Genomic DNA, 20747 nt, shown 5'->3' on the forward strand with positions numbered 1-20747 from the left:
GCCCCGGGCGTTGAACGCCCGGGACCGCGGATCCGTATCCACCGGCGAGGGCCGGACGACCGGGACCGCGGCCGCACCCCGCAGGAGGGAGCAGGAGACGAGGGGCCGTCAGGCCGCCGCACCCCGGACCCGGGCCCCCACGTGTTCCGACGTCCGGGCCGGGCGGGGCATCCGGCCGGCGCCCTCCTGCCCCCCGGGGAGTTCCCGATGACCCTCACCCACGGCACGGCCGGCACCGTGGCGGACGCAGCCGACGCGGCCTGCGGGATCTCCGCAGCCGCAGGGACCGGCCTGCCGGACCCCTGCGGCTGCCCCTGCGGCGCGGCTGCCGCCGAGGCGGTGCCCCGCCGCACCGCACTGCTCGCGGGCGTCGGCCTGGTGGCGGCGCTCGCGGCGGGCTGCGCCGCCGGCGGCGGCGGGACCCTCGTGCCCGCCGCCCCGCCGGCGGGCGGCGGGCAGGACGGGACGGGGAGCCCCGGCGCCGGGTCGGGGTCCGGCGCCGGGTCGGGGTCCGGGGCCGGCGCCGGGTCCGTGGGGCAGGTGCTGGTGAGGACGGCGGACGTGCCGGTCGGCGGCGGCGTGGTGGTCGGGCGGACGTACGTGGTGACGCAGCCGCAACAGGGGCGGTTCACGGCGTTCTCGGCGCGCTGCACGCACGCCGGCTGCCCGGTGGACGCGGTGGCCGGAGGGACCGTCAACTGCCCCTGCCACGGCAGCAGGTTCGACATCGCCGACGGCTCGGTCGTGCACGGCCCCGCGTCGCGGCCCCTGGCGCCGCAGGCCGTCACGGTGAGCGACGGCTCCGTCCGCCTGGCCTGAGGGCCGGCCCGGCAGGCGGCCGCCCGGCCCGGGGAGCCACGGGTGCGCCGGGCCGGGCGGCCGCCGTGCGCACCCGGACGTGCGTTCACCGCCGTCACCGGTTCGGGATACGCTCCTCCGCGTGACGACGGCAACCACTCCCCCCGGCTGGTACCCCGACCCCCACGGCGCTGCCGCGCTGCGCTGGTGGGACGGCTCCCAGTGGACCGGCCACACCCACGCCGGCCAGGGCGCCGGCGGCGTGCCGCCGCAGAGGCCCACGCAGGACGGCTCCCCGTGGGAGCTGGCGGTCGACGGGCCCCCCGACGCGGAGCGCATCCGCCGCCAGGTCCAGCAGAAGGCGGGCGTCGGCCCGGTGGCCGCCGGCGGCGGCACGCTCCTCTCCGAGCCGGTCCTGGTGGTGAACCAGAAGACCAAGCTCATCGAGCTCGCCGCCGAGTACGCGGTCTTCGACCAGAACGGCACGCAGATCGGGTCGGTGGCCGAGGTCGGCCAGGGCGTCCTGCGCAAGATCCTGCGCTTCATGACCAGCTGGGACCAGTTCCTGACCCACCGCCTGGAGGTGCGCGACACCGCCGGGCAGCCGGTGATGCTGCTGACCCGCCCGGCGAAGATCTTCAAGTCGCGGGTGCTCGTCGCGCGTGCGGACGGGACGCAGGTCGGCGAGATCGTCCAGCAGAACATGATCGGGAAGATCAGCTTCGCGCTGATGTCCGGCGGCACGCAGGTCGGCGCCATCAAGGCCGAGAACTGGCGCGCCTGGAACTTCGCGATCACCGACCACACCGGCACCGAGGTCGCCCGCATCACCAAGACCTTCGAGGGCCTGGCACGCACCCTCTTCACCACCGCCGACAACTACGTGGTGCAGATCCACCGGCCGCTGGCCGACCCGCTGCTGAGCATGGTCGTGGCCTCGGCGCTGACCGTGGACACCGCGCTCAAGCAGGACAGCCGCGGCCTGGGCTGACCGGGCCCCTGCGCCCCGAGGGCCGGCCCCCGGCCCTCGGGGCGCACGGCCCCGCCGCAGGCGCGGCGGGGCCCCTCCCGGGCGCCCCGTCCGGCCGCCCTTCCCGGCCGCCGGACAAAAGGCCAGATCAGGCGGCATACTGCCGCACCATCGATCCCCGTATCATGAGTCCCGTGTCCAAGGTTGACCTGTCGCCGCGGCCGGTCGAGGCGATGTCCCCCCGCCAGCTGGAACGACGCCGGAACCTGATCGCGGCAGCCCTCTCCCTGGTGACCGAGATCGGCGTCGAGAGACTGCAGATGAAGCAGGTCAGCGAGCGCTCCGGGGTGGCCCTGGGAACGGCGTACCGCTACTTCTCCTCCAAGGACCACCTGCTGGCGGCCGCCATCGCGGACTGGCACCGGCTGCTGCTCGCCGACATCGTGGCCGAACTGCGCGGCCCCAAGGCCCCGGCTGCGGCGGCCGACCGGGTGGTCCGCTTCGTGAACCACGGCATGCGCGCCTACCAGCGCCAGCCGCAGCTCGCCCACCTGCTGGTCTCGGTGGCGGCCTCCACCGACCCGTTCGCCAGCGAGGCCCTGCACAGCATGGCCCGCGCCGACCGGGAGGCCCTCCTCGCGGTGATGCCGGACGTGCCGGCGTCGGTGCGGGACGTGGTCCCGCACATCGTGGGGAACGTCTGGCAGGGCGAGCTGACCGCCTGGGTGACCGGCCGCACGACGCTGCGCGACGCCCGGCGCCGCCTGGAGGACGTGGTCCGCCTGGTCCTCACGCCCCACCAGGCGGCCTGAGCACCGCTGGGCGGCCCAGTCGCCGGAGCCCGCCGCCGTGCCCGCGCCCGCACGGGTTCGGATGCGGGCGCGGGCACGGCGCGCGGGTCAGCCGAGCACCCCGCCGGAGGCGGCGGCCATCCGCCGGGCGTGGTCGGCCAGCAGGCGGGCGGTGCTGCGGCCCGGGTTGGCCGGGTCGTTGTTCCAGGTGACGCGGTACCCGTCGTAGTCGGGGTAGAACGAGCCGTCGTCGACGCGCGAGGTGAGGATCCAGAACTGGGAGCCGGCGCCGCCGTGCTCCTCCACCGCGCGGGTCCAGGCGGCGTAGCCCGCGTCGCGGGCGGCGACGTCGGGTACGCCCCGGCCGGCGTCGATCGCGAGGCCGAACTCCTCCAGCACGACCGGCTTGCCGAGGGCGCGGGCGTCGGCGACGTGGTCGGTGATCCACCGGGTGCCCCAGGCGACGGGGTCGGTGCCGGGCTTGCCGCCCGGGTGCTCGCCCCAGCCCTGCGGGTACAGGTGGCAGGTCGCGTAGTCGACGTGGGGGAGCGCCACCAGCTTCCTCCAGGGCGTGCCCTCGTAGTCGGAGTAGGGGTAGTCGTCGCGGCCCGCCTCGCCGTAGAAGCCCTCGTCGCCGACGGCGACGAGCTGGCGGGGCGCCAGCCGCTTGACGTGGGCGCTCATCTCGGCCGCCCAGGCGAGCAGGGTGGCGCCGGACCTGTCGCTGCGGCAGCGGGGCTCGTTGGCGAGCTCCCAGGCCATGACGGTGGGGTCGTCGCGGTAGCGCAGCCCGGTGTAGCGGTTGCGGCGGCGCAGGACGTGCGCGGCGTACGCCTTGTAGCAGTCCCGGATCGCCCGCTCCGTGTAGAACCGGTCGTGGTGGACGCCGTCGCCGTAGGAGTCGTCCTCCAGACCGAGGAACCACGTGACGTACTGCCGCATGCCGCCGTAGTCGGGCCAGTTGTTGACCAGCGGGAGGACGAGGCGGATCCCCAGCTGCCCGGCCTTGTGGACGGCGTAGTCCAGGGAGTCGAAGGCGTCCTCGTCGTAGCGGTGCGGCTCGGGCTGGAGCGCCCCCTTGCCGGTGCCGTCGGCGAACGCCCACGCCCGGAGCACCGGCAGGCCCATGGCCGCGGCGTCGTCGAGCACGCTGTCGATCATGTAATGGGACTGCTGGTGGAGGTAGTAGCAGTTGGTGCCGCCGAAGCGGAGGGGCGCGCCGTCGAGGCGGAAGGCGCCGTCCCGCACCGTCACGAAGCCGCGGTGGCCGGACCACCGGGCGGACGTGCCGTCCGGCCCGGCCGCCCGCGCGGCGGGGGCGGCGGCGCCGACCGCGAGGGCGGCTGCGGCGGAGGCGGCGCCGCCCAGCAGGAGGCGGCGCGGGAGGGCGGGGGTGACAACGTTGTCAGACTGCGGAGCGGAAGCCATGGGGCGGATACCTCCTGGAGTCGACGGCACGTCACATCGGGGCGGCGGTGGGCGCCCCGGGGGCCGACTGCCGATCGAAGCACCGTTCGGGCCCGCCGGTCAATGGCCCGGACACGGCGGGGTCGGCGGGACCGGCCACTGGGGGTGCGGCCGGTCCGTCAGCCGGCCGCCAGGTCGCGGGCGAGCGCTTCGCCGACCAGTTCCAGCAGGGGGCCTGCGTCCTCCATGGAGCGGGCCGGGTCGGGCTGCAGCGCGGTGAGGGCGTAGACCCGCAGGAAGCCCGCCGCCTCCAGCTGCGCGCCCGTGAGGGTGCAGCGGCCGCACACGGCCACCACCGGCACACCCCGGCGGTCGGCGGCCGCGGCGACGCCGAGCGGCGCCTTGCCGTGCAGGGTCTGCGCGTCGAGCGAGCCCTCGCCGGTGACGACCAGGGTCGCCTCCTCCAGGGCCCGGTCGAAGCCCAGCACCTCCAGCAGCGTCGCGATGCCGGGGCGGTGCACGGCCCCCAGGGCGGCGAGCGCCGCGTAGCCGGTCCCGCCCGCCGCCCCGGCGCCGGGCAGGTCGGCCGCCCCCGCGGCGGACGGGCCGACGGCCGCGCCCACGGCCTCGGCCAGCCGGGCGAGGCCGCTCTCCAGGCGGGCGACCTCGGCGTGCCCGGCGCCCTTCTGCGGCGCGTACACGGCGGCGGCGCCCTTCTCCCCGAGCAGCGGGTTGTCCACGTCGGAGGCGAGGACCAGGTCGGTCCAGGCGAGCCGGGGGTCGAGGCCGGAGAGGTCGACCCGGGCGAGGTCGGGCAGGGCGCCGCCGCCGGGCGGCAGCGGCCGGTCCCGGTCGTCGAGGAGGCGGGCGCCGAGGGCGGCGAGCATCCCGGCGCCGCCGTCGGTGGAGGCGCTGCCGCCGACGCCGAGGACGATGCGGCGGGCCCCGGCGTCGAGGGCGGCCCGGAGCAGTTCGCCGGTGCCGCGGGTGCCGGCGCGCAGCGGTTCCGGGCGGCCGCCGGGCAGCCTGCGCAGTCCGGAGGCCTCGGCCATCTCGACGACGGCGGTGTCGCCGCGGACGGCGAAGGCGGCGCGGACGGGGGCGCCCAGCGGTCCGGCGACGAGGGCCTCGCGGCGCCGGAAGCCCGCGGCGACGGCGGCGTCCACGGTCCCGTCGCCGCCGTCGGCGACGGGCAGCTCGGTGACCGCGGTGCCCGGGTCGGCGCGGCGCAGGCCCGCGGCGAGGTGCCGGGCCGCCTCCGGGGCGGTGAGCGAGCCCTTGAACTTGTCGGGGGCGAGCAGCACGTGGGGCGGGCGGGCGGGGCTCACGTTCGTCCTTCCGTTCCGGGGGCGGGGCGCGGCGTCACCGCGGAGCCAACCCTGCCAGGCCGGGCACGCCGCCGCACCGGGCCACCGCCGTCCGCCGGGATCCACCGGCCCGGGGCGGCGCTCGCGGCGCGGCAGGACGAGGCGGCTCCGCACTCGGGAAGACCGGCCGCACCCGGCGGCCCGGAGCGGCCGGCCGTGTCAGCCGTCCCCGCCGCCGGTCGCGGGGGGAGGGCCCGGCCGCAGTGCGGACAGGCCCGCGGCCATCATGCGGATCAGCAGGTCGTAGCTCTCGTCGGGCTGCTCCGGGAGTCCGAACGCGTTCTCGGCCTCCAGCACCGCGAACCCGTGGACGGCGGCCCGCAGGCAGCGGGCTGCGTGGACCACCGCGGAGTCGTCCATGCCGTAGGCGCGGAGGGTGGCGGACAGGATGCCGAGCAGGCGCGCCCCGGCCTCAGACGTTCGCGGCCCGGAGGTCTGGACGAGGGCCGAGTAGCGGTGCGGGTGGCGCTGCGCGTAGCGCCGCCAGGCCGTCATGAGCGCGCGGACCGCGTCGTCGGCAGAACGGCCGAGCACGGCCTCGCCGACCCGGTCCGCGATCTCGTCCGTGATCCGGGTCGACACGAGGCCGCGCAGCTCGGCGAGGTTGCGCACGTGCTTGTAGAGCGACGGTGCGGCGACGCCCGCGCGGTCGGCCACCGCCGACAGGGTCAGGGCGGCCGGACCGAGTTCGTCGACGACCTGGAGCGCGAGGTCGACGACCACGTCCGCGGAGAGTGCCGCCCTAGCCATGCACGCTGTCCTCGATGAAGGACAGGACGGCCGAGGCGACCTCGTCGGGGAACTGGGCGTGGGCGTAGTGGCCGGCCCCCTCGATCAGCCGGAGCCGGCCGAGCCCTGCGGGCAGGCCCGCCACGATGCCCTCGCCCTCCGCCGCCGGGTCGGCCCAGTCGGGGTCGAGCGTGCCCTCCAGGACCAGGACGGGGCACCGGACGTCGGCGAGCCTGGCACCGGCGTCGGTGGGTGCCGACATGCCCATCCTCCCGACGACGGCCATCCGGTCCGGTCGGCGCAGCTCGGCGTCGAGGCCGGCGACGTGATCGTCGTACCAGGCGGGCCTGGCGCCCGGATAGGCGTGGTCGAGGTAGCGCCTCCACAGGCCGGGGCTGCGCAGCAGGCCGGTGCCCATGAGGAGCAGCATGCCCTTGCGGTAGCGGGGGCGGGAGAACAGGGCGCCGAGGTCGAGCTTCTGCGCCCGGGTGAACGGGCTGATCTCGACGACGGCGCGGACCAGGCCGGGCTCCTGGGCCGCCGCGATGGTGGCAGCGCCGCCGGCGAAGGAGTGGCCCACGAGCACCGCGGGACCGCCCAGGTGCCGGACCAGGGCGAGGAGGTCGGCGGCCGCGTCGGTCCGGGTGTAGGACGGCCAGCCGGTGCTGGACTCGCCGTGGCCGCGCTGGTCCATGCAGGCCACGCGGAGCCCGGCCGCCACGAGCCGGGCGGCGACGTCGCGGTAGGCCTTCCTGTTGTCGCCCATGCCGTGCGCGAGAACGATCAGCGGGCCTTCACCGGTCACGTCGTACGCGAGCCGTCCGCCGCCGGTCTCCAGGAACTCGGTCATGTCTCCCCCTTGAAGCTTTTACCAGTAGCCAAAAAGCTAAAGGCATTAGCCGAAGGTGTCAACCCCCTTGTGCGGGAAGGGTTCCGACGAGGCGTCCGCCGATGCGACGGCGCGTGTCCCGCGGCAGGAGGAGCCGTCGTGCACGGCGGCGGGGGCCGGTGGCCGGGATCCTGCAGCGGACCTGCCCGGACCCTCCGGGGGGGGATCCGGACGGTCCTCCGGGCACCTGCGGGCCCGTCGGGGGACGGTACGGTTCGGGGGCTTCCGGCGGCCGGGCGGGCACGGTCCCGACGGGCCGCGGGAGCCACCGGGCGCCTCCTCCTCGGGAGGGCGGGACCCGGCCGTCCGGGTGGGCCGTCCGTCTCTGCGCGCCGGTGCGGTACGGGGAGTCCGCGGCGGTGACCCCGGCCTCTCGCGGGAGGGGACGGGAGAGGAGGCCGCGCTGAACGGTCAGGCGGCCGCGGGGGACGCCACGGCGGGGACGACGTCGGAGCCGTAGGCGTCGATGGTCCGCTCCACGGCGTCGTGCATGGCGTAGACGGCGAAGTGGTCCACGCCCAGGGAGCGGAGGTGCTCCAGCTTGGCGACGTGGGCCTCGGGCGGCCCGATGAGGCAGAAGCGGTCCACGATCCCGTCGGGGACGAAGGCGGTGTCGGGGTTCCCGGCGCGGCCGTGGTGGCTGTAGTCGTAGCCGTGGCGCTCCTTGATGTACGCGGTGAGCGCCTCGGGGACCATGTCGGAGTGCTCGCCGTAGCGGGCGACGAGGTCGGCGACGTGGTTGCCGACCATCCCGCCGAACCAGCGGCACTGCTCGCGGGCGTGGGCGAGGGCGGCGGGCGAGTCGTCGGCGGTGACGTAGGCGGGGGCGGCGACGCACACGGTGAGGCTGTCGGGGTCGCGCCCGGCCTCGGCGGCGGCGGTGCGCACGGCCTTGACCATCCACTCGGTGAGGTAGGGGTCGGCGAGCTGGAGGATGAAGCCGTCGGCCTGGCGTCCGGTGAGGGCGAGGGCCTTGGGCCCGTACGCGCCCATCCAGACCGGGAGGGAGGAGCCGGGCCGCACCCAGGGGATGCGCATGACGGTGCCGTCGACCTCGGCCTCGCGGCCCTCGGCGAGCTCCTTGATGGCGTGCATGGCGTGGCCGAGGCGCTCCAGGGTGGCGGGGCGGCGGCCGGCGACGCGCATGGCGGAGTCGCCGCGGCCGATGCCGCAGACGAGGCGGTTGCCGTACATCTCGTTGAGGGTCGCGAAGAGGGAGGCGGTGACCTCCCAGGTGCGGGTGCCGGGGTTGGTGACCATGGGGCCGACGGTGAGCCGCTCGGTCTCGGCGAGGATCCGGCTGTAGATCACGAAGGGCTCCTGCCACAGCACGCAGGAGTCGAAGGTCCAGCCGTGGGTGAAGCCGGCCTGTTCGGCGCGCTTCATCCGCTCGACGAGCAGCCGGGCGGGCGGGTCGGTCTGGAGCACGAGGCCGATGTCCACGGGGGTCCTCCTGGGGTGCGGGGTCGCCGGGACGGCCGGCGGCCGGGCCCGCCGGTGCGGGCGCCGGGCCGCCGGCGGCCGGTCGGTCGGGAACGGGGGCCGGCCCCGGGGGCGGGCCGGGATGCGGGCCGGGCGGGGTCAGCCGAGGTACTGGCAGGTGGCGCGCGGCTGGTACCGGCCGTGGCCCGCCCGGCCGAGCCAGCGGCCGTCGTCGAGGACGACGGTGCCGCGGGAGAGCACGGTGCGGGAGCGGCCGGTGACCTGCCTGCCCTCGTAGGCGGAGTAGTCGACGTTCATGTGGTGGGTGGCGGCGGAGAGGGTCTGCACGGCCGCCGGGTCGTAGACGACGAGGTCGGCGTCGGCGCCGGGCGCGATGGTGCCCTTGCGCGGGTACAGGCCGAACATCCGGGCCGGGGTGGCGCAGGCGATGTCGATCCAGCGGCGGCGGGTGAGGTGCCCGTCGACGACGGCCTGGTGGAGGAGGTCCATGCGGTTCTCCACGCCGGGCAGCCCGTTGGGGATCCTCGAGAAGTCGCCGCGGCCCATCTCCTTCTGCCCGGAGAAGCAGAACGGGCAGTGGTCGGTGGAGACCACCTGGAGGTCGCCGGTGCGCAGGCCCTTCCACAGCTCGGCCTGGTGCTCCCTCGGCCGCAGCGGGGTGGAGCAGACGTACTTGGCGCCCTCGAAGTCCGGCTCGGCGAGGTTGTCGGTGGAGAGGAAGAGGTACTGGGGGCAGGTCTCGCCGAAGACGGGCAGGCCCTGGCGGCGGGCGGCAGCCAGTTCGGCGACGGCGGAGGCGGCGGAGACGTGGACCACGTACAGCGGCGCGCCGGCGACCTGGGCGAGCTTCACCGCGCGGTGGGTGGCCTCGGCCTCCAGCAGTTCGCGGCGGACCTCGCCGTGGTAGCGGGGGTCGGTCCGCCCGGCGGCGAGGGCCTGCTCGACGAGGACGTCGATGGCGATGCCGTTCTCCGCGTGCATCATGATCAGGCCGCCGTTGGCGGCGCCGCGCTGCATGGCCCGCAGGATGCGGCCGTCGTCGCTGTAGAAGACGCCGGGGTAGGCCATGAACATCTTGAAGGAGGTCACCCCCTCCCCCACCAGCGCGTCCATCTCCTTGAGGCTGCTCTCGGTGACGTCCGAGAGGATCATGTGGAAGCCGTAGTCGACCGCGCAGACGCCCTCGGCCTTGGCGTGCCAGGCGTCCAGGCCCTCGCGGAGCGAGGAGCCGACGGACTGGATCGCGAAGTCGACGATGGTGGTGGTGCCGCCCCAGGCGGCGGCGCGGGTGCCGGTCTCGAAGGTGTCGGCGGCGGTGGTGCCGCCGAACGGCATCTGCATGTGGGTGTGGACGTCGACGCCGCCCGGGATCACGTAGTGGCCGGTCGCGTCGATCACCGTGTCGGCGGTCCAGGCCTCGGCGGCGGAGGACCCGGTGGCGGCGAGGGCGACGACCTTCTCGCCCTCGACCAGGACGTCGGCCTCGGTCTCCTCGGCGGCGGTGACGACGAGTCCGCCGCGGATGACGGTGCGGGTCACGGGGTCTGCTCCTTCCCGCCGACCTCGCGGTCGGCCTCGCGGAGGGCCTGGACGAGGAGGCCGGCGCCCTCCTCGGCCTCGGCCTCGGTGAGGGAGAGCGGGGGCGCGATCCGCAGGGCGTTGCCGTGCCGCCCGCCCTTGCCGACGAGCAGGCCCCGCTCGCGGGCGTGCTCCAGGGCGGCCGCGGCGGCGCGCGCCGAGGGGCGGCCGTCCCGTTCGACGAGCTCCACGCCGATCATCAGCCCGCGGCCGCGGACCTCGCGGACGACGGGAAGCCCCGGGGCGGCGGTGCGCAGCCGGCCGAGGATCAGTGCGCCGGTGGTGCGGGCGTTGCCCTGGAGGTCGTTCTCCAGCAGGTACCGGAGGTTGGCGAGGGCCCCGGCGGTGGTGACCGGGCTGCCGCCGAAGGTGGAGATGGAGTTGGCGCCGAGGCAGTCCATGACCTCGGCGCGGGCGACGACGCCGCCCATGGAGAGGCCGTTGCCGACGCCCTTGGCGAAGGTGAGGATGTCGGGCGGGCCGGCGGCGGCGTGCGCCTGCCAGCCCCAGAAGTGGTCGCCGGTGCGGCCCCAGCCGGTCTGCACCTCGTCGCTGATCCACAGGATGCCGTGCCGGTCGAGCACCTCCTTGAAGGCGGCGAGCAGGCCGTCGGGGCCGGAGGTGAAGCCGCCGACGCCCTGGACCGGCTCGGCGATGAGGGCCGCGACGGTCCCCTCGGCCTGGCCGAGGAGGTCCTCCAGGTCGGCGACGCAGGCGGCGGTGAAGGCCGCGTCGTCCAGGTGGGCGAAGGGGCCGCGGGTCCGCACGCCGCCGTGGACGTAGAGGGTCTGCAGCGGGGAGAGGCTGGTGGGTGACCAGGCGGTGTTGCCGGTGATGCCCACGGTGGTGAAGGAGCGGCCGTGGTAGCTGTTGCGCAGCGCCACGACCTGGTTGGAGCGCCGGTACGCGGTCGCCAGGAGCAGGGCGGCGTCGTTGGCCTCGGTGCCGGAGGTGGTGAGGAAGACCTTGGCGTCGGGGATGCCGGAGAGGTCCGCGATCCGCTCGCACAGCTCCACCATGGGCGTGGAGAGGTAGAGGGTGGAGGTGTGCAGGATCCGCCCGGCCTGCTCGGCGACGGCCTTGGTGACCTCGGGGAGGGCGTGGGCGGTCATGGTGGTGAGGATGCCGCCGAAGAAGTCCAGGTAGCGGCGGCCCTCGGCGTCCCAGACGTGGCGGCCCTCGCCGTGGGTGACCTCGATGGGCTCGCGGTAGTAGGTGGCGAGCCAGGCGGGGGTGACCGCGCGGTGGCGGGCGAGGAGGGCGGCGTGCGGACCGGGGGCGGCCGCCGGTGCGGCGGGGGCCGGGGCGTGGGCGCCGGCGGCGTGCGGGCCGGCGGCGCGGGTGCCGTGCGTGGCGGCGGTGTGCGGGACGGTGGCGTCGTCCATGGGCTCGGCCGTCCTTCCGTCAGGCCCCGGTGAGGGGTCCGTAGGCGTCGGGCCTGCGGTCGCGGTAGAAGGCCCACTGCTGCCGGACCTGCTCGATCAGGCCGAGGTCGAGGTCGCGGACGACGAGCTCCTCGTCCTTGTCGGAGGCCACGTCGCCGACGAACTGCCCGCGCGGGTCGACGAAGTAGGAGGTGCCGTAGAAGTCGTTGTCGCCGTACTCCTCGACGCCGACCCGGTTGATGGCGGCGACGAAGTACTCGTTGGCCACGGCGGCGGCGGGCTGCTCCAGCTGCCACAGGTACTGGGAGAGGGAGCGGCTGGTGGCGGAGGGGTTGTAGACGATCTCGGCGCCCGCCAGGCCGAGGGCGCGCCACCCCTCGGGGAAGTGGCGGTCGTAGCAGATGTACACGCCGACCCGGCCGACGGCGGTGTCGAAGACCGGCCAGCCGAGGTTGCCGGGCCTGAAGTAGTACTTCTCCCAGAACCCCTTGACCTGGGGGATGTGGTGCTTGCGGTACTTGCCGAGGTAGGAGCCGTCGGCGTCGATGACGGCGGCGGTGTTGTAGTACAGGCCGGCCTGCTCGACCTCGTACACCGGGACGACGAGGACCATGCCGAGCTCCCGGGCGAGCGCCCGCATCCGGGTGACGGTGGGGCCGTCGGGGACGGGCTCGGCCCAGCGGTGGTGCTCCTCCTCCTGCACCTGGCAGAAGTACGGGGCGTTGAAGACCTCCTGGAAGCCCATGATGCGGGCGCCCTGGGCGGCGGCCTCGCGGGCGTACCGCTCGTGGACGTCGATCATGGACTCGGTGTCGCCCGTCCACTTGGTCTGGACGAGGGCGGCGCGGACGATCCTGGGCATGAGGCCCCCTCAACTCCGGCACCCGCCGGGGAGGCGGGTGCGCGGGTGGCTGGTCGGTGAACACTCGGCGTGGATCTACGTGCGTAGAAGCTTGGACCTGCGGACGGCGGGTGGCAATACGCCCGTCGCGACATCGAGAAGACGATCACGTTTCACGGTCTCCCGGCCATCCTCCTACCGGGTGATTCCAGGATATTCCGCCCGAGAGAGGGCGTCTGCGGCGTCTCCGCGCCGTCGCGCGCCACCCGTACGGGCTTCACGCGGACGTAAGGACCGTTTAACACCGCTCTGGAAGGCTTTCCCCCATGACGGACCACCGGAACCGCGACCCGCACCCGGCCCCGGCCGCCCCTGCGGGGGCCGCCCGGGGCGCACGCCCCGGCTTCCCGCTCCCCCGGCGCCACCGGCGCCTGCTCGCGGCCTGCGGCACCGCCGCGGCCCTGCTGCTCGGCGGCCTGTCGGCCGGCACCGCCCTCCAGGCGTCGCACGACGGCCCGGCGGGGGCCGCGGGCCCGGCCGCGGCGGCGCCGGCCGGGCGCTGAGCCGTCCGCGGAGCCCGCCCGCCGGAGCGCGCGCGGGCGTTCCCGGCGCCGTGCGCCCTCGTCCGCACGGCCGTCGGCGGGCGGCCCCGCCCTGCGCCGCCGGTCCCGTCCTGCTGCGCGGCGGGTCAGCGCCGCCCCGGGTCCGACGGCCCGTCCGGGGCCCGCCGGGCGTGGCGTCCGGCGCCGCCGGCCGGGGCGGGGGCGGCGGGGGCGTAGCGCGCGGCGGGCGCCAGCAGCACCCAGCCGGACACCGCCGTGCCGCGTGCCCCGCGCACGTCGGCCGCCGCGCGCCCCTCAGCGTCGGCGTCCGGTCCGGGGCCGGACCGGGCGTCCTCCGGACCGGGTGCGTCCGGGCCGGGTGCGTCCGGACCGGCCAGGGCCCGGGCCGGACCGGCGGGCGCCACCAGGTGCATCCGGTGCAGCAGGTCGAGGACGTCGCGGCGGAGGGCCGCCCGGTCGGCGAGCCAGGCCGCGGGCCAGCGGCCCGCGCCGCCGTGCTCGTCGGCGATGTCGCCCAGTACCCCGTCGATCGCGGCGTCCGGCACCGGCACGCCGATCACCGGCCCGGCCGCCGTCCGGGACACCGGGTCTCCCGGGACCGGCCGCAGCTGCTCCACCAGGCGCTCCGCGAGCAGCAGCGCGGCCCGGGCGAGCGGACCGGACCCGGGCAGGCCCAGGTCGCAGAGCTCGTCGGCGGGGTCGAGCAGCGCCACGCCCTCGGCACGGACCTCGGCCTCCAGGCCGAGGAAGGCGGCGAAGGCGTCGGCCTCGCGGCGCTGCCGGGTGCGCAGCCAGACGCGTTCGCGGGCGGTGAGCTCGTCCAGCAGCACCGCGGGTGTCTCGGCGAGCCTGCGCCGGACGTAGAGGCGCTCCCCGCCGGGCCCCGGATCGGTGGCCCGGCGCACGAGGTCGGCCGGTCCGCCGTCGGCGGCGGTCGGCGGGACGGCCACCAGCAGCCGGGCGACGGCGCGGTCCACGGCCACCTCGCCGTCGGCGCGGAGGCCGGAGTCGGTGTCGGTGTCGCAGTCGCAGTCGCAGTCGCAGTCGCAGCCGGAACCGGAGTCGGCTCCCGCGCCGGATCCGGCGCCCGGCCCGGTGCCCGCTCCCCCGCCGGTGAGCACCTGCCGGTCCGCCAGCGCCCGCAGGGCGTCCGCCAGGTGGGGCGCGTCGGCGGCGGCCGCCAGCCCCGCCTCCTCGGCGGCCCCCCGGACGGCGTCGCGGAGCGCGGCGGACGGCAGCCGGTCGGGGAGGGCCGGCAGCACGGACAGGGCGAGGGCGAGGGCGGCGTACGAGCGGGGCGGGAAGGGCGTGCCGCAGGGGCGGCGCAGGCAGCGGCCGGACCCGGTGCCCAGCCCGGCCTTGAAGAGCCGGGCCGCACCGTCGCCGACCAGCAGCCGGTAGCCGAGGAGGCGCTCGAACCGCTGGGCGAGTGCGTCCGCGTGGCGGCGTATCTGCGGCAGGCTGGCGCCCCACGGACCGGCGGCGGTGACGAGCGGATGGGCGAGCAGCAGGCGGGCGGCCGCCCGCAGCTCCACGGCGGGGGCGTCGTCGGCGGCGCCGTCCGCGGCCGGGTGCAGCGGCCGGGCGTGGCGGGGCGCGCGGGGGCGCGGATCCGGCGCTCCCCCGGCGGGGGCGCCCGGGAGGCGCCCGTCCGGGGCCTGGGCCTGCGACGGGGACTGCGGCGCCCGGCCGCGCGGGCTGCGGACCGTGCCGGCCCGGAGCGCGGCGGGGAGCGGCGCCGGTGCGGCGGGGCCGTGCCACCAGCTGGTGTGGGCGGGCACGGCGGCGGCAGGGCCGGGGGCGGCCCCGAGGTGCCGGGCGCCGTAGAGGCCGAAGGCCGCGGTGTACAGGTCGTGTGCGGCATCCGGACCGGCCGCCGCGAACCAGCGGGCGAGCCGCAGCAGCTCGTCCGGCACGGCGGCGTCCTCCGGACCGTCGGCGGCCACCGCCGCGGCGGCGCCCCCGGTCCCGACCGCACCCCCGCTCCGGGCGGCATCCCCGGTCCTGGTCAACTGCACCACGTCCCCCGGCTGCCGTACTCGTCCATCGTGCTCAGCCTAGGTGATGATCGCACCGGCTCAGCGTCCGGTCGGGAGTCCGGCCGGGAGTCCGGTCCGGCGTCCGGCTCAGCGCCCGCGGCCCACCGCGGGCGGCCCGCCCGCACGCTCCCACTCCACGAACCGGCCGGACTCCCGGACCATGCCGCGCAGCGCCCACATCAGCACACCCGCGTCGTCGGTCCAGCCGATCACGGGGAAGACGTCCGGGATCACGTCCACCGGCGAGGCCACGTAGGCGGCCGTCAGCAGCACGTACAGCAGCGCCCGGCCGCGCGGCAGGTGCGGGTACGCACCGCGCACCGCCGCACGCAGCATCCGCGGCGCCGCACCGATCCGCGCCCCCAGTCCGGGCGCCCCCGGGCGCCGCGTCTCGCCGTACAGCTCCCACGCCTCGCGGGCGCCGGGACGGCGCCTCCCCCTGCCTGCCGCCACCGGTCTCTCCTTCCGTCCGTGCGGTGCCGCTCCACCGCGCCACTGCGCGGGGGCGGCAACCTCTTCCCCCCGCGCCACCGCTGACCTATGGTGCCCGACATGCCGAACCTGCCCGACGTGGTGCTCTGGTCCGTGCCCGCCTTCCTGCTGCTCACCGTCCTGGAGATGGCCTCCTACCGGTTCCACCCGGACGACGACGAGCAGGGCTACGGCGGCAGGGACACCGCGACCAGCCTCTCCATGGGGCTGGGCAGCCTCCTCTTCGACGCGCTGTGGAAGGTCCCCGTGGTGGCCGTCTACAGCGCGCTGTACGCCGCGACACCGCTCCGCGTTCCCCTGCTGTGGTGGACGGTACCGCTGATGCTGCTGGGGCAGGACTTCTTCTACTACTGGTCGCACCGCGGCCACCACGTGGTCCGCATCCTGTGGGCCTGCCACGTGGTGCACCACTCCAGCCGCCGGTACAACCTCTCCACCGCGCTGCGCCAGCCCTGGACCAGCGCCACCGGATGGGTCTTCTACGTGCCGCTGGTGCTGGCCGGGGTGCACCCCGCGGCCCTCGCCTTCTGCTCCTCCGTCAACCTCGTCTACCAGTTCTGGATCCACACCGAGCGCATCGGCCGGCTTCCCCGGCCGGTGGAGCTCGTCCTCAACACTCCTTCCCACCACCGGGTCCACCACGCCTCCCAGGGGGGCTACCTGGACCGCAACTTCGGCGGGATCCTGATCGTCTGGGACCGGCTGTTCGGCACCTTCGCACCGGAGACCGTCCGCCCGGTGTACGGCCTCACCAAGAACATCGCCACCCACAACCCGCTGCGGGTGGCCACCCACGAGTACGCCGCCATCGCCCGCGACGTCGCCGCCGCGCGCACCTGGCGCGACCGGGTCGGACACGTCGTCAGGGGGCCGGGCTGGCAGCCGTCCCCGCGCCCGGAGGCGCCCGCCGCGCCCGCGGACGGCCTCCCGGAGGGGAGCGCCGCGTGACGCCCCGCCGCCGGGCCCTCGCCCGCACCCTGCTCTGCGCGTTCGCCCTCGCCGCGGCCGCGCACCTCGCCGCCCTGCTCGGGGGCGTCCGGGTCCTGGAGCTCGCCACCAAGCCCGTCCTGATGCCGCTGCTCGCCGGGTACGCGGCGGCGGCGTCCGACCGGCTCCCCCGGCTGCTCACCGCGGCGCTGCTCTGCGGGGCGGCGGGCGACGCGCTGCTGGAGGCGGGCGGCCCCGCCTTCCTGGCGGGGATGGGGGCCTTCGCGGCCGGCCACGTCTGCTACGTGGTGCTCCTCACCCGCCTCGGCGCCCTGGCGGACCGCCGCCGCGCCGCCCTGCGCGCCGCCGCGTACGCGATCGTGTGGGCCGTCGCGGTCGGCCTGCTCTGGTCCGGCCTGGGCGTGCTCAGGGCGCCGGTCGCCCTGTACAGCCTGCTCCTCACCGCCACCGCCGCCACTTCCGGGGGGCTCGGTGCGCGCGCCGGCCTCGGCGGGGCGCTCTTCCTGCTCTCCGACACCCTGATCGCGGTGCGGATGGCCGACCGCCCGCTGCTCCCCGGCCACGACGTCTGGGTGATGGCCACCTACCTGGCCGCCCAGTACCTGCTCGCGACCGCCGTCCTCCGCGCCGGCCGCCCGCGCCCGGGCGCCCCCGCCGACCCCCTGCCCCGCACCGCACCGGCCGCGGGCGCGCCCGTCTGACGGCGCGCCGCCCCCGCCCCGCGCGGGCGGGACCGGGAACGGCCGGGGCCGGAGGCGGGCAGGGGACGCGGCGTCAGGCCGCGGCCGGACGCTCCAGCGGGGCGGTGCTGCCCCGGCGGACCAGCTCCGGCGGCGCCGCCTGGAGGTCCCGGACCTCCTCGCCCGCGACCAGGTCGCACAGCTGCCGGGCGGCGTGCGCGCCGTAGGCGGCGATGTCGCGGCGCAGCGCGGTGAGTCCGGGCCGGACCGCCCCGCACAGGGGCGAGTCGTCCCAGGCCAGCAGGGAGACGTCGGCCGGCACCCGGAAGCCGTGCTGCTGGGCGGCGCTGAGGCCGGAGACCGCCATCAGGTCGTTGTCGTACAGGACCGCGGTGTGGCGGTCGGGCCCCTCCAGCAGGGCGAGGGTGGCGGCGGCCCCGCCCTCGCCGGTGTAGTCGGCCTCGACCGTGGTGGCGCGCAGGCCCAGCTCGGCGGTGACGGCGTCGAAGGCGGCGCTGCGCTGGCGGGTGTGGAGCAGGTCGGCGGGTCCGCTGACCCGGGCGACCGAGCGGTGCCCCAGGCCCGCCAGGTGCTCGACGGCCAGCCGGACGCCGTCCGCCTCGTCGTTCCACACCGCGGGCAGGCTGCCGGAGGCCACCGGCGAGCCGATCACCACGGCGGGCAGCTGCAGCTCCTCCAGCGCGGCGATCCGGGGGTCTCCGACGTGGACGTCGACGAGGAAGACCCCGTCGACGCGGCGGCTGGCCCACCAGTCGCGGTGCACGGCGACCTGGGCGCGGACGTCCTCGGCGAGGGTGAACAGCAGGGCCACGCCGTCGCGGGACAGCTCGGCCTGGATGCCGGAGATCAGCTGCATGAAGAACGGTTCGACGCCGAGCGCGGGCGCGGGCCGGTCGATGACGAGGCCGAAGGCGCCGGCCCGGCCGTCGGACAGGGCGCGGGCGGCGCTGTTGGGCTGCCAGCCCAGCTCCTCGGCGATGGCCAGGACGCGGCGGCGGGTCGCCTCCGACACGCCGGGCTTGCCGTTGAGGGCGAACGAGACGGCGCCCTTGGTCAGCCCGGCCCGCCGCGCGATGTCCGCCATCGTCGGACGCTTCAACCCCGCACCCCCTCCGGCCCGCCGTGCGCACCGCGGCCCGGTCGGGCGGGGCCGGTCCCGACGGTGCGGGGACCAGTCTACGCGCGGCACGCCCGCCCGGAGCCCGCCCGGAACGGCCCGGAACCGCCCGGCGCGGGGCGGCGGGGACCGGCCGGGGAGGCGACGGGGCGGGGCCGGTCGGGGAGGGGGCGGGGCCGGTCGGGGAGGGGGCGGGGCCGGTCGGGGAGGGGGCGGGGGGTCGGTCGGGGAGGGGGCGGGGGGGTCGGTCGGGGAGGGCGCGGGGGGTCGGTCGGGGAGGGCGCGGGACGGACGGGTGTGCGGCGGAGGAGCGCGCGGCGCAGGGGGCGGCCGCCGGGCGTGCGGGCCGGGCGCAGGACGGCCCGCACGCCGGGGGCGCCCCGGGGGGGGCGCCGGGGGCGGGCGGTGCGCGGTGGACGCACCGCCCGGGGTCAGGGGCCCCGGGACGCCGGTCCCGGGGCCCCGGCCTCAGGGCGCCGCCCGGTGCGGCGGCACGGCTGCGGCCGGTCCCGCCGCGGGCAGCGCACCGGCCGCGGCGGCGGGGTCCGCGTACAGCCAGCACAGGGCGCGGTGGCCCGTCCCGCCGTCGCCGTCGGGGGGCGGCGCGACCTGCACCTCGGGCGGCCGCCGGGCGCAGCTGTCCATGGCGAACGGGCAGCGGGGCCGGAAGCGGCACCCCTCCCCCACCACGACCTCGCGCCGCTCGGCGTCCCGCCGGGCGCGGGACTCCAGCCGTACCCGCCGCGCCTCGCGGACCTCCTCGCGGCTCGCGCCGGTCCGGGGCGCGGCGGCGGCGAGCAGCCGGGTGTAGGGGTGGCGCGGGTCCAGGATGACCTCGTCGCTGGGACCGCGCTCGACGACCTCCCCGCGGTACATCACCATGATCTCGGAGGAGAAGTGCCGGGCCGTGGCCAGGTCGTGGGTGACGTAGAGCAGGGCGAGGTCGCGTTCGCGTTTGAGGCGGTCCAGCAGGTTGAGGATCTCCAGGCGGATGGAGACGTCCAGCATGGAGACGGGCTCGTCGGCGAGGAGGACGGCGGGCTCGGGCGCCAGGGCGCGGGCGATGGCGACGCGCTGGCGCTGGCCGCCGGAGAGCTCGTGCGGCCGCTTGCGGGCCACGTCGGCGGCCGGGGTGAGGTTGACCTGGCGCAGCAGCGCGGCGACGGCCTCGTCGGCCTCCGCGCCGCGGCGGGCGCGGCCGGTGGCGAGCAGCGGGCGGCGCAGGTGGTGGTCGACGGTGTGGGAGGGGTTGAGCGAGGCGAAGGGGTCCTGGAAGACCATCTGCACGGCCCGCCGGTACTCCCGGCCGCGCACGCCCTCCCGCCCGTCGAGCAGGATGCTCCCCTCGGCGGGCCGCACCAGGCGCGACAGCGCCTTGAGGACGCTGGACTTGCCGCTGCCGCTCTCCCCGACCAGGGCCAGGGTGCGGCCGGCGCGCAGGGAGAAGGAGAGCCGTTCGACGGCGCGGAAGGGCCTTCCGTGGGCCTGCGGGTAGGCGACGGTGAGGTCGCGGACGTCGAGTGCGGTCACGGCTGCCGCCCTTCGGTGGTCGGGCCGCCGCCGGGGGCGGCGGGGGCGGGCTCGGGCGTCCCGGCCGGTACGGGGGTGCCGGACGGCGCCGGGACGTCGGACGGCGCGGGGACGTCGGACGGCGCGGGTGCGCCGGGCCGGGCGGGCGCCCCGGCCGGCGGCCGGTGGGCGGGGTCGTGGAGGTGGCAGGCGGCGGACCAGGGCCCGGCCGCGCGGCCGAGGTCCAGCAGGCGCGGCGCGGTGGTGCGGCAGGGCTCGAAGGCGTGCTCGCAGCGGTCGGCGAAGGCGCAGCCCGCGAGGTCGCCGCGCAGGTCGGGCGGCGAGCCGGGGATGCCCCGCAGTTCGCGCCGCTCGCCGGCCAGGTCGGGGAAGGAGCGCAGCAGGCCCTGGGTGTAGGGATGGGCGGCGCCGCCGGCGAGCTGCTCGGCGGGCGCGTACTCGACGACCTCGCCCGCGTACATGACGGCCAGCCGGTCGCTGATCTCCAGCAGCAGGCCGAGGTCGTGGGTGATGAAGACGACGCTGAAGCCGAGTTCGGCCCGGAGCCGCTCGACCTCGTCGAGGATCTCCCGCTGCACCACCACGTCGAGCGCGGTGGTGGGCTCGTCCATGATGACGACGTCGGGCTCCAGGGCGAGGGCCATGGCGATGACGACGCGCTGGCGCATGCCGCCGGAGAGCTCGTGGGGGTGGCTGCGGACCCGGTCGGCGTCGATGCCGACCATCTCCAGCAGCTCGCGGGCGCGCCGGTCGCGCTCCTCGGGGCCCATGTCGGGGCGGTGGGCCCGGAAGACGTCGGCGAACTGGCGGCCGACGGTGGTGACGGGGTTGAGGGCGTTCATGGCGCTCTGGAAGACCAGGGAGAGCCGGCTCCAGCGGAAGGTCCGCAGCCCCTCCTCGTCCAGGGCGAGCAGGTCGAGCTCCTCCCCCTCGCGGGTGCGGAAGGAGAGGCTGCCGCCGGTCATCCGGGCGGGTGCCTTGAGCATGCGGGTGACGGCGTAGGCGAGGGTGGACTTGCCGCAGCCGCTCTCGCCGGCGATGCCGAGGACCTCGCCGCGGCGCAGTTCGAAGGAGACGCCGCGGACGGCGCGGGTGGGGCGCTCGCCGTCGTACTCGACGCGGACGTCGCGGGCGCGCAGGACGACGTCGCGGCCGTCCG

General features: G+C 76.9%; 19 protein-coding genes. 6 read left to right on the top strand and 13 right to left on the bottom strand.

What is annotated here, in order from left to right:
- Positions 1-207 precede the first annotated feature (207 nt).
- The 3 genes from LO771_RS02985 to LO771_RS02995 all read left to right on the top strand — a co-directional run bounded on the left by LO771_RS02985 (position 208) and on the right by LO771_RS02995 (position 2580).
- Positions 208-819, top strand: coding sequence for a Rieske (2Fe-2S) protein (locus LO771_RS02985; protein ID WP_230648003.1), 612 nt, complete (start codon positions 208-210; stop codon positions 817-819).
- Between the two features lie 121 nt (positions 820-940).
- Entirely contained in the window at positions 941-1789 is an 849-nt protein-coding gene (locus tag LO771_RS02990; protein ID WP_230648004.1) for a phospholipid scramblase-related protein, read from the top strand.
- A gap of 173 nt (positions 1790-1962) precedes the next feature.
- Complete coding sequence (locus tag LO771_RS02995; RefSeq protein ID WP_230648005.1) at positions 1963-2580, top strand: TetR/AcrR family transcriptional regulator; 618 nt, start codon at positions 1963-1965, stop codon at positions 2578-2580.
- 87 nt (positions 2581-2667) lie between these two features.
- Here the strand turns inward: LO771_RS02995 and LO771_RS03000 are convergent, their stop codons facing one another.
- From LO771_RS03000 to LO771_RS03040, 8 genes are all read right to left on the bottom strand, one after another.
- Positions 2668-3987 (bottom strand): cellulase family glycosylhydrolase, encoded by a 1320-nt coding sequence (locus LO771_RS03000; protein ID WP_230648006.1) that lies wholly within the window; start codon positions 3985-3987, stop codon positions 2668-2670.
- A 158-nt stretch (positions 3988-4145) separates the two neighbouring features.
- The gene (locus tag LO771_RS03005; RefSeq protein WP_230648007.1) at positions 4146-5294 is read right to left on the bottom strand and encodes a glycerate kinase; all 1149 of its coding nucleotides are present in this window, start codon (positions 5292-5294) and stop codon (positions 4146-4148) included.
- 198 nt (positions 5295-5492) lie between these two features.
- Positions 5493-6083, bottom strand: a complete 591-nt coding sequence (locus LO771_RS30975; RefSeq protein WP_304944753.1) for a TetR/AcrR family transcriptional regulator — start codon at positions 6081-6083, stop codon at positions 5493-5495.
- Positions 6076-6912: an alpha/beta fold hydrolase gene (locus tag LO771_RS03020; protein ID WP_230648008.1), complete on the bottom strand. Its 837-nt coding sequence runs from the start codon at positions 6910-6912 to the stop codon at positions 6076-6078. Before LO771_RS03020 ends, LO771_RS30975 begins: the two co-directional genes overlap by 8 nt.
- A gap of 450 nt (positions 6913-7362) precedes the next feature.
- On the bottom strand, positions 7363-8394 hold the full coding sequence (locus tag LO771_RS03025; protein WP_230648009.1) for a TIGR03842 family LLM class F420-dependent oxidoreductase: 1032 nt from the start codon (positions 8392-8394) through the stop codon (positions 7363-7365).
- A gap of 138 nt (positions 8395-8532) precedes the next feature.
- The gene (gene hydA, locus LO771_RS03030) at positions 8533-9933 is read right to left on the bottom strand and encodes a dihydropyrimidinase (RefSeq protein WP_230648010.1); all 1401 of its coding nucleotides are present in this window, start codon (positions 9931-9933) and stop codon (positions 8533-8535) included.
- Positions 9930-11357: an aspartate aminotransferase family protein gene (locus LO771_RS03035; RefSeq protein WP_230648011.1), complete on the bottom strand. Its 1428-nt coding sequence runs from the start codon at positions 11355-11357 to the stop codon at positions 9930-9932. Before LO771_RS03035 ends, hydA begins: the two co-directional genes overlap by 4 nt.
- A gap of 19 nt (positions 11358-11376) precedes the next feature.
- Positions 11377-12219 carry a nitrilase-related carbon-nitrogen hydrolase gene (locus tag LO771_RS03040; protein WP_230648012.1) on the bottom strand — a complete coding sequence of 281 codons (843 nt, stop codon included), beginning with the start codon at positions 12217-12219 and terminating at the stop codon, positions 11377-11379.
- A gap of 305 nt (positions 12220-12524) precedes the next feature.
- Here LO771_RS03040 and LO771_RS03045 point away from each other — a divergent pair, with 305 nt between their 5' ends.
- Complete coding sequence (locus LO771_RS03045) at positions 12525-12761, top strand: hypothetical protein (protein ID WP_230648013.1); 237 nt, start codon at positions 12525-12527, stop codon at positions 12759-12761.
- 125 nt (positions 12762-12886) lie between these two features.
- Here the strand turns inward: LO771_RS03045 and LO771_RS03050 are convergent, their stop codons facing one another.
- Positions 12887-14773, bottom strand: a complete 1887-nt coding sequence (locus tag LO771_RS03050) for a DUF2398 family protein (protein ID WP_230648014.1) — start codon at positions 14771-14773, stop codon at positions 12887-12889.
- A gap of 114 nt (positions 14774-14887) precedes the next feature.
- Positions 14888-15253 carry a YkvA family protein gene (locus LO771_RS03055; RefSeq protein ID WP_230648015.1) on the bottom strand — a complete coding sequence of 122 codons (366 nt, stop codon included), beginning with the start codon at positions 15251-15253 and terminating at the stop codon, positions 14888-14890.
- A 99-nt stretch (positions 15254-15352) separates the two neighbouring features.
- On the opposite strand from LO771_RS03055, the gene LO771_RS03060 reads away from it, so the two are divergent.
- Together LO771_RS03060 and LO771_RS03065 are read left to right on the top strand one after the other, a co-directional pair.
- Positions 15353-16240 (top strand): sterol desaturase family protein, encoded by an 888-nt coding sequence (locus LO771_RS03060; protein WP_230648016.1) that lies wholly within the window; start codon positions 15353-15355, stop codon positions 16238-16240.
- Positions 16237-16941 (top strand): lysoplasmalogenase, encoded by a 705-nt coding sequence (locus LO771_RS03065; protein ID WP_230648017.1) that lies wholly within the window; start codon positions 16237-16239, stop codon positions 16939-16941. Before LO771_RS03060 ends, LO771_RS03065 begins: the two co-directional genes overlap by 4 nt.
- A 73-nt stretch (positions 16942-17014) precedes the next feature.
- Here the strand turns inward: LO771_RS03065 and LO771_RS03070 are convergent, their stop codons facing one another.
- From LO771_RS03070 to LO771_RS03080, 3 genes are all read right to left on the bottom strand, one after another.
- A complete protein-coding gene (locus LO771_RS03070) occupies positions 17015-18025 on the bottom strand; it encodes a LacI family DNA-binding transcriptional regulator (protein WP_230648018.1) in 1011 nt (336 codons plus the stop codon).
- A 501-nt stretch (positions 18026-18526) separates the two neighbouring features.
- On the bottom strand, positions 18527-19588 hold the full coding sequence (locus LO771_RS31230; protein WP_230648019.1) for an ABC transporter ATP-binding protein: 1062 nt from the start codon (positions 19586-19588) through the stop codon (positions 18527-18529).
- On the bottom strand, positions 19585-20727 hold the full coding sequence (locus LO771_RS03080) for an ABC transporter ATP-binding protein (protein WP_230648322.1): 1143 nt from the start codon (positions 20725-20727) through the stop codon (positions 19585-19587). The genes LO771_RS31230 and LO771_RS03080 overlap by 4 nt, the downstream gene beginning before the upstream one ends.
- Positions 20728-20747 lie beyond the last annotated feature (20 nt).

The organism is Streptacidiphilus sp. ASG 303 (assembly GCF_020991365.1).
GTDB lineage: Bacteria > Actinomycetota > Actinomycetes > Streptomycetales > Streptomycetaceae > Peterkaempfera.